We start from the raw sequence: 12,229 nt of genomic DNA on the forward strand, positions 1-12,229 counted from the left end.
AAAATACAACTTATTACGCCGTTTATTGATTGTTTTGCAATGTAAAGCGACATTAAGTAAAATTATATTAAACCATATTTAAACTTTAGGGTAATGGGAATGATTGAAGCAGTTGATTTATTTTGTGGAGCAGGCGGACTTACCGCAGGTTTGCAAAAAGTCGGCGTAAAAGTAAATGCAGGCTACGATATTGAAGAAAATTGCCGATTTGCTTTTGAATTTAATAATCAAGCATCTTTTGTAAATAAAGATGTTGCTCTTGTTGATGCTGACGAAATTATTCAATGGTACAAAAAAGGTAAGATCCGACTATTGGCAGGTTGTGCACCTTGTCAGCCGTTCTCAAAATATAATCAAGGCAAGGATACTCGATTAGACAAAAAATGGCCTTTGCTTTATGCATTTGCGAGACTAATTAAAGAAGTTCAACCTGAACTAGTCACAATGGAAAATGTTCCTGAGGTTGTTAAGCATCAGGTTTATCATGATTTTGTTGATGAATTAAAATCACAAGGATATTTTATTTGGGCAGATACGATTAAATGTGTTGATTATGGATTGCCACAACAACGCAAACGTCATGTATTATTAGCTTCTAAACTTGGTGAGATTGATATGATTGCACCAACCCATTCACTTGAAAATCAAGTTACAGTTAAAGATGCAATCAAACATCTTCCCCCTATTAAAGCTGGAGAAACTTGTCCTACAGATCGACTTCATCGAGCAATGGCATTGAGTGAAATCAATTTAAAACGTATTCAAGCATCAAAACAGGGGGGAACTTGGCGGGACTGGCCAGAATCTTTACGTACAGAATGCCATAAAAGAGCCAGTGGGGCGACTTATTCTGCCGTTTATGGAAGAATGAGTTGGGAGAAACCAAGTCCAACAATGACAACCCTTTGTTATGGCTATGGAAATGGACGTTTCGGACATCCTGAGCAAGATAGAGCAATTTCATTAAGAGAAGCTGCGATATTTCAGGCGTTCCCTGAAAATTATCAGTTTATGCCAGAAGAACAGCCTATAAATTTAAATACAGTAGGAAAAATGATTGGCAATGCAGTGCCGGTGACTTTGGGAGAAATTATTGGGAAAAGTTTTATATCCCACCTTCAAGAGATGGGATATAACAGTTAAATTTTTTCAACGATATCTTTTATCTTTTGAATATCATTTGTTTTCTGTAAGTATTCAGCATAAGCATTTCTAGAGCGAGTAATTAACTCATCATAGGTCAAAAGCTCCGCCTTAGATGCTCTTAAAAGGTCATTAACCGTTTCTTTATCTGTAGTCTGATAAATTTTATTTTTCACTTTAGTGCCTACCAAAAAATAGACCTCTATCCCCGAAACATCAGAATAATCTTGATTATTTAAATACCATTGTTTTGTTGCATCTACATATTTATTCCCTTGTTTTATAAGATCGTAAATATCTATTGAGTAACTGGGCATTTCTTTTTTCATCTCAATAATGATGTGTTTCCCTGCTATATTTTTATACGCAATGTCTAATCTTGCTCCTGAATTATTATCAGGACAAGCTTGTTTAAGTTCATTACTTAGCTTTTGTTCAATAAATGTTTCAGTTGTTCGTTCCCAAGCAGGATCAAGCAACCATAAATGCTCATACAGATGTTCTTGGATAACCTTTTCTTTCTCATTTTCATCTTTAAGCGATTCTAATTTATCAATAATTCCCAATCGTTGTTTCGTTACGTCATAGAAATAACTCTCTTCAATATCATCTATTGATTGTAATATCGGTTTAAAAACTTTTGGATCAAAAGAAGATAATTCATTTAGCCGCTCTAAATTCCCACGCACCTTTAACTTCTCAAATACTAATACCGCACTTTTCAGCACATCCTTACGAGAGATCTCCTGCTCTTCTTCAGAACCACTAAAGCGAATCGTATTGACTTTACTAATTAAATCTTCCGCCGCTTTTTTATCACGACTATCTTTAAGTTCATCAAGCCAAGTTTGTAAAGCTGGATGTTTCTCTTTTACCTCTTTCAATCCAGTTTCTTTTCGCCAAACATCCCAATCGGTATCGACAGTTTTTAATGCGTTAGCCACAAATACTTTCAAAATTGCGTACCGTTCATCATTTTGACGTAATCCTTGTCGAGAAGATGTTGCCATATCTTGATAATTAGAATCATCTAAGAAATCCGCATTAATTTCTCCAACAAGATAGCTTGTAAAAATTTTTGCGTTATCTAATTCATCCAATATATTTTCTTGGAAAATACGACCATTCGCCAAAACAGTGATTGCATTATTTGATACATCTTCATCTTTTAATTCAGAAGGTTTTTTCACGCTAGCAATAAAACCTGTGATGTTAAAGGATAAATTATCATAAGTTATTTGATGGTCCAATTCTTTATACTTTATTGAGTTTTTTTGTAGAAACTGAGAAGAATGACCAAAAGACCATAAAAACTCAATTTTTGAAGTATATCCTCGATGTTCTAAGGTAACCTCTTCTTGATTAATAAATACTTTAAAATTAAATTTTTGTCCTAAAATACTAAAACGTCTTGCTAGGTGTTTTTTTAGATAAGTTGCAGTAGTATTGATGTGCTTATCTATGTCAGATAATACAATTGTAGTGCCTTTTTTTGTGATAAAACTGGATGTGTCTTCAATATTCTCCGTGTTGTATTCTTGTTGCTGCTCAATCGCCTCTCTCAAGTGAGTAACATTAACCTTAAGAGCAACAACCTCATCATCTTCTGTTTTAGTAAAAATAGAAACTTCATTGGCAAGTGAAAACATTGCTAGTTTGCCAATCCCTTTTCTTCCCATTACATTACGTTTATATATTGGGCTGATTGCTCTCTTATCTTTTCTTCTAGCATAACCCACATTTAAGAATTTATTCTCTACATCATCTAAATTCATTCCGTGTCCATTATCAGCAATCGTGATAGTGCCATTTTCTGTATCAATATTAATATGAACTTCAGTGGCATCAGCATCCCAAGAGTTGGATACAATCTCTGTTAAAACCGCAGGTGTGTTGGTATATAAACTCAATCCCAAATGATTAAGTACATTTAAATCAATATTAAATTTTGCCATTGCTTATTCTCACTATTTTTATTTTAGATATTACACTACCACTTCTTCATCTTCATCGGCAAACTAAACACCACGCGTCCGTGAATAAAGACAGGATCATCCTGTTTTATCTCCCACTCTTTATACTCTTCTTTATTATCAGAAATCGCCCACATTTCACGACCACGTTTTTGCAAGCGTTTAATGAATGTGTGATCATCAAACGTGAACACATAAAGCCCATCGGCACTGAAATAATTTTCTGATACATCGACATAAAGCAAATCGCCACTTTCCAATGTCGGCGCCATGCTGTCGCCTTTTACCGCAATAATTTTTAAATTTTTAGCATCGGTGCGCCCAAATTGGCGACGGAAGAAATCCAGATCGAACTCTTGTGCTAATAAGCCTTGTTCGCTACGAGTTAAGAAAGCTCCATTGCCAGCACTAGCTTCCACGTCCAAAATTTCAATGCGAATGGTATTCTCCCCTATAGGTTCCTGCAGATTAACCACGCGCACCGTGTCGTCAGTAAAGCCCAATGCATTTTTCGTTACATCAGGAAATGAACTTATATGATATTCAAACGCACCACCTTTTATACCTTTGGCTTCGCGCATTTTCCAATTTTCATTTTTTGCCTTGCGAGTGATATTTGTTGCTTGAGCAGGCAATCCATCTAGCCCTTCTAACTCTTTTGCCGAGTACCATTCTTTCATTTTTGACTTCCTCATAAGATTTTTTTTAAATCTTTTTTAAATCACATATTGATTTAGAAAAGATTTAGTTATAATATCTCAAACAATGTAAACAAACACAAAAAGGGCAATTCTAGCCAGTTTTTTGTTTTAATAGTTGTGGCAACGCCACAATGCCGATGGCATAAAACATGGTTTTTAATGAGGCGTATTGCTTAATGGCTTGTTGTGGAACTTCGCTGAAATTAAACCCAAATTGTTGGAGTTCCGCTTGGCTGAAACTGCCGAGTGCAAAGACAAAAATGCAAACGCCACATAAATAGGAATGTTGTCCTTGAATGTGCAAGTTTTTGGTGTACGGAATCGTTTTTTTATATACCCAATAAATCACGAATGATATCAACAGCAATATAGCAAGTTGAATATCGGCGTTGATTTCTGGCACAAGTGCAAAGCGAGTGTAAACATAAACTAACCCTAATGTTGCCCAATAAGCCACGGTATCAATGATGATGTCTTTTATAAAAAGCAGGTGTTTTTTTATTTTTTCGAACATAGGGGTGCCTTATGGCTAAAAAAGTGGATGAACAATTATGGGTTCGCGTATTGGAACTTGAACAAGCCTTGAAAGAACAGGAAAAACAAACCAAGCAAAGAATAGACGAACTGGAACAGCAATACCATGATCACCATAACCATTTACCAGCTTTATGTTTTATCTGCGCTGTAATAGGAACGTTCTGTGCATTCCAATTTTTTAGATAGCAAAAGTATAACAAAGTAAACAAAAACAACAAGGAAAAGGATATGGCGAAAACAGAAAAAAAACGCGAACTAAAATCTGAAATTATCGCATTTCGTGTGACGGCAAGTTTTAAAGAAAAGTTACAAGAAATGGCTCAAGCGGATAAACGTGAATTAAATGATTTTATCCGTTTGAAATTGGAAGAATGTATTAATTAATCAGTAAGATGACATTAATCCAAACGATTCCAGCAACAATAGACCAGTTAAGGATAAATATGAGAAATCGTAAAAATCGAGTCAGCATGGCATACCTCGTGGCGTTATTTTCAATGATGTCGTGCTTTATGGTGTTGATTATCTTTTAATTTTAATAACCGTGCAATCCATATTGGGGAATGTGGGGAGCGTAGAACAAAAAAGAAGGTGTGTATGTGTGAAACAGCAATTCAAGCAAGCGGGAAATTCTTTCTTCGCAAAACAAAAGACGGCAAATACCGTCTTTCATTTACGTTATTTGATAACGGTTCTACTTCTGTAGAAAAGATTCAAGCGCGTCAAATACTGCTTCAATCTTTTCTGCTTGATCTTCATCAAGAGAAAAATTGTTTAGATGTTGGTCACGTATGTATTCGTAATAGCGATGAAGTTCTTGCTTCTGTGCATTCGTTATGTGATGACGAAAGAAAGCAAGCAAATCTTCAAGCGCATAAATGCGGAGGTTCTTTTCTGCATTATCTGCAACAAGTTCATCAATCTGATCTTCAATCATAGTCTCGGTTCCTTTGTGAATCGTGAATAAATCAAATTGAGTATAACAAATTAGGAGGTAAAGAGTGAATGTAGATCACAAATGTGCAAATTGCGGGAGTAATAACATCCGTGTACGAACTTCAGAAAAAATTGGTTTGTTGTTAATCGACGTGTTGGCTTACTGCAACAACTGCGGCACAGAATTAAAAGTGCAAAGCCAAATTACAAGAGTAAGAACACCAATTTATTACGATCGCCCAGAAGCATTAAGTGCGAACAAGCCGTTAAAGCAGATTGATGAGCGTCAGCAAGAAATCGACATCTAATCTTTAATTTCCATCAAGATTTTTAAAACAGTCGTTTGAAGAAATTCATTCGACAGGATTTTTGCAACCAAAATTTAGGAGTTTGAGCAAATGACAAGCAAAAAATATGTGTACAGCAAAGAAAAAAACACGCCGCGTAGCCGTGTGAATGTGTGGCTGTTAAATAAAACTGTACAAGAACAGGCGCGCAACATTCAACTGTTGCAACGAGCGATTTCACACCAAGCAGGCGTGAATGCCCAGCAAGTTTTGCTGAATGAATCATTAAGCGATCGCATTGCATTACTTGAAGAAGCACAGTGGGAACGTGAACAAAGCATTTTCCAACGTGTTGCACGGTGGTTCTGTAAATAAATGAATGGGGGGGAGTGATGACCTTAATGCCTTATTGCTTTGACGATGAAACGGAATCTGCCGCTGAAAAATGGTGCCGTGTAAATCAAGTAAAGGTGCCTGAAATCCGAAGTTTTGATGATGCGCTGCACTCGTTAAGCAAAAGCCAATTCCGTGTAGAACGAGAGTTTGACGGTTTACAACAAGGCTTTCGAGAAATGCTGTTGGAATTAGCCGATTTAGATTTTTCAGATTTACGTGCAGGGCATTTAACAGGCACTAAGCTCCATCACTACACAGAACAAGGACAACGCAAAATAGCCCGCGCACTACGTAAAGTGCGGTTACTTTCGGGAATGTTTTCACAAGGCGTAACAGAGCGGGAATTTACTCAAATTGATAAGACGATGGGGGAATAACAAATGGCAGCGATAATTTTAAGCCGTGGTGCTTTGTCTTTTTGTGCAAAAGATGTTTATCACAAGCTAGATGATGCGCAAGAACAATTGTTCGCTTATTTCTACCACTTAGATAAGGGCGATGAACAATCAGCAAATACGGCATTTAGTGAATATATCCGTTTGGGCGACATTGCAATTCAAGCGAAACGAGAATTAATGAAAAAACACGCCGAATGGGCGGAGTGGAGAGAGAAAAGAAAATGATAAGTTGTTTAGCGATGTTTTTCGTAGTGGTGTTTGCCGTTCTTGGCGTGGCTGTGACGGTAATGGGATTAATTGAGTTTATTACGGACGTGCTAGATAGCCGTTGGTAAAGGAGAAAAAGAATAATGGAAAACAATATTTGTATCGCTCTAGATTGTGGCGCAACGCTAGAAATTTTACCCATCGGCACCCGCTTTCAAGTGGTTGAAGTGATTGGTGATCAAGATAGTTGGTATGGCAAACAAAAAACAAGAACGGTGGGCAATTTACACAACACAATTTGGGGTGCAATTGAAGAAGTACGCCGTTATGACTTAGCCCAATATGAAATGTTGAGCTTGGAAGAATTACTCAGTGCCGTGAGTTCGACCAACAACAAAATCAAAGAATATTTTGAATATCACAGTGAATATTTAGCCCATACGGTAATGTAAGGATTCTTGATGATGAACTGGGAACTTGAGTGTAATGCCAATCTTGCCAAACGTGAGCAAGCGATGGCAGATGCACGTGCAGTGATGATGCAAAGTGCGGTGAAATTTGACCGCACTTTCGATACTGCTCAAGCGACATCGGCGCAAATGGAATTATTTTCTGTTGCGCCGCACCAGTTCGATTATGTTGAAAAACTGCTTTCTGCGCTCCCTCGCAAACGCCAACGTGAGCATTTTCGCCATGTTTGGTTGCGTGCGTTCAACGGTGTGAAAGATGATGGTTCTATCGGGTTTAAATTTGGTAATAAACAGGCAGCGTATGCCAATACCTATTTGCGTGAAATCCTCACTAATCGCTTGAAAGCCGTTTTTCAACATTATCAGATTAGCCTTGATTGGTTGATTGACCGTGATACGCATTCACAAGTGGTCGCACTTTCTAAAGGCAAAAAGGCGGCTAACTTTCCGTTTTATTTGTTAAGTGAACATCAGCTAAAAGAAATGGCAGACAAATTAGCCCTGTTGTTTACGAAATTACAGTCTGATTTTGTCACTGAACAAGCGGAGCGGAAAGAACGTGGGGAAATATCTCTTGATGATTTCGCCGCACTTTCTCGTGACCTTTATCGCTTAGTGGGCGAAGTGTGTGCGGATATTGGTTTTCCGTTAAAACACTGGTTCGCTTATCAAGATAACCGTTTCTTAGATGTAAATGACATTGAGGTTGATCTGAATAAATCAGTTTGCCCAATACATTGGAAACGCCAACTTACTACGGCACAAAAACGATTGAAAGAACATGTGGAGATTGGCTGTGGTGCAGTATCGGCAAAAGTGAGCCCTTATGTGTCGCAAACTGCATTTAATGACTACCGTGTGCAACGTGCAGATAACCTCGAATATCTGCAACAAATGGTGTTGGAAAATCTAGACGATAGCACCGAACAAATGCCGTTGATTGAAATGTGGAAAAAATCGGTGGCAAATCCTGCTATCCGTTTTCAGGAAACCATGAACCGCTTGCGTGGTATTGATGAATGGGCGATAGAAAATTCATTTGTGTCACTCTTTCTTACGCTGACTGCCCCATCCTCTTTTCACGCAACGCATGAAACAGGCAAAAACAATAAAAAATGGCAAGGCGCAAGCCCTCGTGATACGCAACGTTACTTAAATAAAGTGTGGGCACAGTTACGTGCACAGTTTGCCAAACGTAGGATCGGTTTTTTTGGCTTTCGTGGCGTTGAACCGCATCACGACGGCACACCGCATTGGCACTTGCTGATGTATGTAAAACCTGAACGTAAAGATGAGGTTATTCAATTATTTCGCAAGAAAGCGTTGGAATTAGATGGCGATGAATTTGGGGCGAAAAAATACCGTTTCAAAGTAGAAGAAATTGACCCGACAAAAGGTTCTGCCATTGGCTATGTGGCGAAATACATCGCCAAGAATATCTATGCAGGTAAGCAAGGCAAAGAAATGTCCGATGAAGTAGAAAATCTGACATTACTTGAAAACGTACAACGTGTCAGTGCGTGGGCAAATCTTTGGGGCATTCGTCAATTCCAGTTTTACGGTACACCGTCAATTTCGACATGGCGTGAACTTCGCAAAATTGATGATGCCATGGCAGCAACTGCGGACGATGAAGAATTGGATATTGGTCGCACGGTGGCTGATGTGGGTTGCTTTGCAAGTTATATCAAGGTGCAAGGTGGCGCAATGACAAAACGTTGCGACCAACCAATTTGTATCGAGTATGAGGAATGCGAACCGAATAAATACGGTGAGATTCGTAAGAAAATTGTGGGGGTAAAAAACAGATTCACAGAAAAGAAAATCATCACCAAATTAAAAAACTGGGTGATTAAATCAGCGAAAAGTGCGTTGGGTTCAACCGCACTTAATTCGGAGTCCACCGAAACAAACAAGGCGCATCGCGCCGCTTGGACTTGTGTCAATAACTGTAACCGCTCAAAAATTGAACAGCAAGTTAATTTATTGATGTTGCCTATCGGTTCGCCATTAAAACCGTCACAAATTGACCTTTTAATACGCCATGGACGGTTACGGCTTAATGACTATCGGTGGATTTGTTGTGAAAACGATGAAGTTTTCATTAAAGAAGAAAAAATTCCGTTGGCTCAAGCCTTTGGTTGGGGCGAGAGCTTGGGGGGATTTTAGGGTTAATTAATTAAAAGTGAGGTTAAAAATGAGTAAGTTTTTGAAATTAAATGCAATTGGAGCTGATTTGTTTACAGAGGAGATTATTTTAAATTCCGATTATGTTATTGCAGTGGAAAAAGAAGTAAATATCAATGAAGATGAAGAATTATCAGACTTTGTTGAGCGTGAGAAATGGGATATATCAGCTGCATCATTAATAATAAAACAGGATGCAATTGATTTTATAGATTATGTTTGTGAGAGAACTTGGGACTTAGTGCCAGATAAATTTGCCGCCTGTCCAGCCGACCTTAGTGCATTATGCATAGGAAGTAACAGATTATGGGTTACAAATTCAAAAGAAGATATTTTGGCACAGTTGAATGGAGTATTTGTGAAAGAGGGGGATTTTTAATGGAACGATACTTTTCAATCAAAGAGATCGTGCAAATGGGGATTTGTTCGGAAGCAACAGTGAAACGTTGGATTGCTAGTGGAAAGTTAAAGTCTTATAAATTCGGTCGCTCCCGTAAAATTGCGGAAAGCGACTTGAACGAATTCATTAAGACTTGTCGGCGATAATTTCTTTAAATAGACCATTTGCACATTTTTCAACATAGGTTGCCCATTCTTGAAACGTCTTTAATCGGTAAGGCAAATATTCAGCCCGATTATAGGCGTTTCGTATTTCATCGGAATTCAAATGGCTTAGGCAAATTTCGATGATTTCCTTATCCAAGCCAAGTTCTAGGCGATTATCATTGCAATAACTACTGAATAGCGACCGTATGCCGTGATTTGTCATGGTGCCTTTGTATTTGCCGCCGTCCATTGTTTTTATCACTTCATTCGGTGTTTGGCTGTTGATATGCTTTTTATTTCTCGCTTTTGATAAGGTAGACGGGAATAAATATTCTTTACTTGCGTGTTGTTTGATGTATGAAAGCAAGGTTTCTGCCTGTTTACTTAACGGCACAAGGTGCAATCGATCCCCTTTCCCGCCTTTTGAAACTTCCACTTGCCACACTTTACCATTGGGCAAATGTTCGTGTTCAATGATGTCAGAATATTTTGCACTGACGGTTTCGCTCGCTCTTGTAGCGTTGAGCAAACCCCACAAAATCGCAAGGCGAACAGTTTGTGATATGTTGGCTCGAGCAAGGCTGATCATAAATTCTGGTAAGGTTTTGTAATGAATTGAAGGATGATGTTTGTTTTTGTTCACTGCAGGCAAATCATCGCCAAGATATTTCCATTTGTTGATTTCCCAATATTCAAAACGTTCAGCATACTCAGCGATTGACTTTAAAACCAAATAACGCTTTTTCAATTCAGCTGTTGCTCCAGATTGGCGATAAGGTTCAAGCACGGATAAACCGTGTTTTAGAGTCAATTCTTTGAATGGCACGCCACCAATTAAGTCAATAGCGGCGTTCGTGCGTCTTTCTGTATCAATTCTTGTCTTTTCTGTGTAATTGCCTTGTTCTTTACCAATTTTCGCACGATAGAGTAACCATTCATTTGCAACATAGGAAAATGTGCTCTGTTGTTCTTTTAGTGCGTCTATGACTTGTTTTCGCTCAAATTCGTGCGGGTCAATTTTATTGGCTAAAAGTTGGCGAAATTCAAGTGCTTTTTGACGTGCATCTTTAAGCGATACCGCTGGATATGTGCCGATAGTTTTTTCAGTACGTTTTAATGTGTAGGGTCGTTTGTAATTAAACACCCACGTTTTCACGCCGTTTGGCTTGACGACGAGTTTTAAACCGTCACCGTCAAATAAATAATAGATCTTTTCCGCCGCTTTGGCGTTGTTTACCTGCGCAATGGTTAGTTGCTTGATGATTTTTGCCATGATAGGAATTTCATAAAATGGTAGTAAGATTTTTGCATTGTAAGTTCTTACTACTATTTTTACTACAAAAAATTGTGATATTTTGTGAAATCCACTGATCTTTTATATACCTATAAGACACTAAATAAAAACGGTCAAACCATTGATTTTTCAATAAATTCGACCGTTTGTGAACTTTTATGATCTTGTTTAGTGGTGGAGCTGGGGGGAGTTGAACCCCCGTCCGAAATTACTCTACCTTCAGTACTACACGTTTAGTCTCGTCTTTAATTTCACTTAAGCATGCGGACAGACACGCTAAACTTAAGCTAGTTTGATTCAATTTAGTGCTTCGATCCTCAAACGGTGGCTTCCACACGATCTCGTTTTGGTTTGACTCCGCGTTATCCCCGTCTTACGAGCGGAAGCTGGGGCGCGAAGGCTAAATGCAGGTTATTAAGCTGCTAAAGCGTATTGTTCGTCGTTTGCGACTATTTTTTTGCGGTTTATTTACGAGGCCTACCGCACCTCGACGTGCACCTTGGGCTTCGCTAATCCCGTCGAATCCAGAATCAGCCCCAAAATTGCGTGTTAGTCTAACAAAAAAAGAAAGGTAGGGAAAGTCGAGATTGATTGAATTTTTGTATGAAAGCTAGAATAACCTTAAATATTGTCTATTTATTATTGGCTTATTACCTTATTAACAATTCATCTCTAAATTGATTGGAGACGATCATTGATTTTTTTATGGAAGGGAGGCTTGATAATGGCATTAATTAATTGGCATTATTTCACGCTTTATTTTTGATGATAGGAGCTATAGATTTGTAAATTATGGCAAAATTAAAGATATTTACGAATTCCTAAAAATATAACACAGCATATATGCTATAATTAGCTCCTAAACTTTTTGGAAAATGTTATCTTATTCTAGTATTTATCATCAATGATTTTATAAAATTTCTTGCATATTAAATTTTTATCACTATAATGTGGTGCATATTTCGGACGCGGGGTGGAGCAGCTTGGTAGCTCGTCGGGCTCATAACCCGAAGGTCGTTGGTTCAAATCCAGCCCCCGCAACCAATAATAAGTTCAGTAAAAGAACCCCAGTTTTGGGGTTTTTTTCTATAAGAAATTTAGTAACTGGGCTTAGGTTCTTATGAACCTAACCCTTTTTTTATGCCTGAGATTTA

At 38.1% G+C, this 12,229-nt stretch carries 16 protein-coding genes, 1 tRNA gene and 1 other RNA gene; 13 read left to right on the forward strand and 5 right to left on the reverse strand.

The genetic code is table 11. The features are described 5' to 3' along the window. Window positions 1–99: 99 nt before the first annotated feature. On the forward strand, window positions 100–1,143 hold the full coding sequence (locus K6J66_RS06460; protein WP_202863398.1) for a DNA cytosine methyltransferase: 1,044 nt from the start codon (window positions 100–102) through the stop codon (window positions 1,141–1,143). Here the strand turns inward: K6J66_RS06460 and K6J66_RS06465 are convergent. The 3 genes from K6J66_RS06465 to K6J66_RS06475 form a co-directional block, all read right to left on the reverse strand. Continuing rightward, window positions 1,140–3,098 carry a BbrUII/HgiDII family restriction enzyme gene (locus tag K6J66_RS06465; RefSeq protein WP_105898772.1) on the reverse strand — a complete coding sequence of 653 codons (1,959 nt, stop codon included), beginning with the start codon at window positions 3,096–3,098 and terminating at the stop codon, window positions 1,140–1,142. The two genes, K6J66_RS06460 and K6J66_RS06465, sit on opposite strands and share 4 nt — an antisense overlap. A 35-nt stretch (window positions 3,099–3,133) precedes the next feature. Continuing rightward, window positions 3,134–3,796, reverse strand: a complete 663-nt coding sequence (locus K6J66_RS06470) for a helix-turn-helix domain-containing protein (protein WP_158522949.1) — start codon at window positions 3,794–3,796, stop codon at window positions 3,134–3,136. A 112-nt stretch (window positions 3,797–3,908) separates the two neighbouring features. After that, window positions 3,909–4,331 (reverse strand): hypothetical protein, encoded by a 423-nt coding sequence (locus K6J66_RS06475; RefSeq protein ID WP_105888847.1) that lies wholly within the window; start codon window positions 4,329–4,331, stop codon window positions 3,909–3,911. 11 nt (window positions 4,332–4,342) lie between these two features. Here K6J66_RS06475 and K6J66_RS06480 point away from each other — a divergent pair, with 11 nt between their 5' ends. The 11 genes from K6J66_RS06480 to K6J66_RS06530 all read left to right on the forward strand — a co-directional run bounded on the left by K6J66_RS06480 (window position 4,343) and on the right by K6J66_RS06530 (window position 9,781). Beyond that, complete coding sequence (locus tag K6J66_RS06480) at window positions 4,343–4,540, forward strand: hypothetical protein (RefSeq protein ID WP_105888846.1); 198 nt, start codon at window positions 4,343–4,345, stop codon at window positions 4,538–4,540. A gap of 42 nt (window positions 4,541–4,582) precedes the next feature. Next, entirely contained in the window at window positions 4,583–4,738 is a 156-nt protein-coding gene (locus K6J66_RS06485) for a hypothetical protein (RefSeq protein WP_005633752.1), read from the forward strand. A gap of 213 nt (window positions 4,739–4,951) precedes the next feature. Continuing rightward, a complete protein-coding gene (locus tag K6J66_RS06490; RefSeq protein WP_080359067.1) occupies window positions 4,952–5,293 on the forward strand; it encodes a hypothetical protein in 342 nt (113 codons plus the stop codon). Between the two features lie 62 nt (window positions 5,294–5,355). Further along, complete coding sequence (locus K6J66_RS06495) at window positions 5,356–5,598, forward strand: hypothetical protein (protein ID WP_005655063.1); 243 nt, start codon at window positions 5,356–5,358, stop codon at window positions 5,596–5,598. A 90-nt stretch (window positions 5,599–5,688) separates the two neighbouring features. Beyond that, window positions 5,689–5,952, forward strand: a complete 264-nt coding sequence (locus K6J66_RS06500) for a hypothetical protein (RefSeq protein ID WP_110442669.1) — start codon at window positions 5,689–5,691, stop codon at window positions 5,950–5,952. 17 nt (window positions 5,953–5,969) lie between these two features. Further along, entirely contained in the window at window positions 5,970–6,350 is a 381-nt protein-coding gene (locus tag K6J66_RS06505) for a hypothetical protein (protein ID WP_105888843.1), read from the forward strand. 3 nt (window positions 6,351–6,353) lie between these two features. Beyond that, on the forward strand, window positions 6,354–6,596 hold the full coding sequence (locus K6J66_RS06510) for a hypothetical protein (protein ID WP_110442670.1): 243 nt from the start codon (window positions 6,354–6,356) through the stop codon (window positions 6,594–6,596). A 125-nt stretch (window positions 6,597–6,721) separates the two neighbouring features. Further along, window positions 6,722–7,030, forward strand: a complete 309-nt coding sequence (locus K6J66_RS06515; protein ID WP_085012571.1) for a hypothetical protein — start codon at window positions 6,722–6,724, stop codon at window positions 7,028–7,030. Window positions 7,031–7,039: 9 nt separating this feature from the next. Then, window positions 7,040–9,217 carry a replication endonuclease gene (locus K6J66_RS06520; protein WP_110442671.1) on the forward strand — a complete coding sequence of 726 codons (2,178 nt, stop codon included), beginning with the start codon at window positions 7,040–7,042 and terminating at the stop codon, window positions 9,215–9,217. 28 nt (window positions 9,218–9,245) lie between these two features. Then, the gene (locus K6J66_RS06525; RefSeq protein WP_105898779.1) at window positions 9,246–9,614 is read left to right on the forward strand and encodes a hypothetical protein; all 369 of its coding nucleotides are present in this window, start codon (window positions 9,246–9,248) and stop codon (window positions 9,612–9,614) included. A 35-nt stretch (window positions 9,615–9,649) separates the two neighbouring features. Then, on the forward strand, window positions 9,650–9,781 hold the full coding sequence (locus K6J66_RS06530) for a helix-turn-helix domain-containing protein (RefSeq protein WP_238144217.1): 132 nt from the start codon (window positions 9,650–9,652) through the stop codon (window positions 9,779–9,781). On the opposite strand, the gene K6J66_RS06535 is transcribed toward K6J66_RS06530, so the two are convergent. Next, window positions 9,762–11,054 carry an integrase arm-type DNA-binding domain-containing protein gene (locus K6J66_RS06535; RefSeq protein ID WP_110442672.1) on the reverse strand — a complete coding sequence of 431 codons (1,293 nt, stop codon included), beginning with the start codon at window positions 11,052–11,054 and terminating at the stop codon, window positions 9,762–9,764. The genes K6J66_RS06530 and K6J66_RS06535 overlap by 20 nt on opposite strands. Before the next feature lie 193 nt (window positions 11,055–11,247). Continuing rightward, window positions 11,248–11,613: a transfer-messenger RNA gene (ssrA, locus tag K6J66_RS06540) on the reverse strand. Between the two features lie 429 nt (window positions 11,614–12,042). Between ssrA and K6J66_RS06545 the strand changes: the two genes are divergently transcribed. Further along, window positions 12,043–12,119, forward strand: a tRNA-Met gene (locus K6J66_RS06545). Window positions 12,120–12,229: the final 110 nt, after the last annotated feature.

The organism is Haemophilus influenzae (assembly GCF_019703545.1).
Lineage (GTDB): Bacteria > Pseudomonadota > Gammaproteobacteria > Enterobacterales > Pasteurellaceae > Haemophilus > Haemophilus influenzae_E.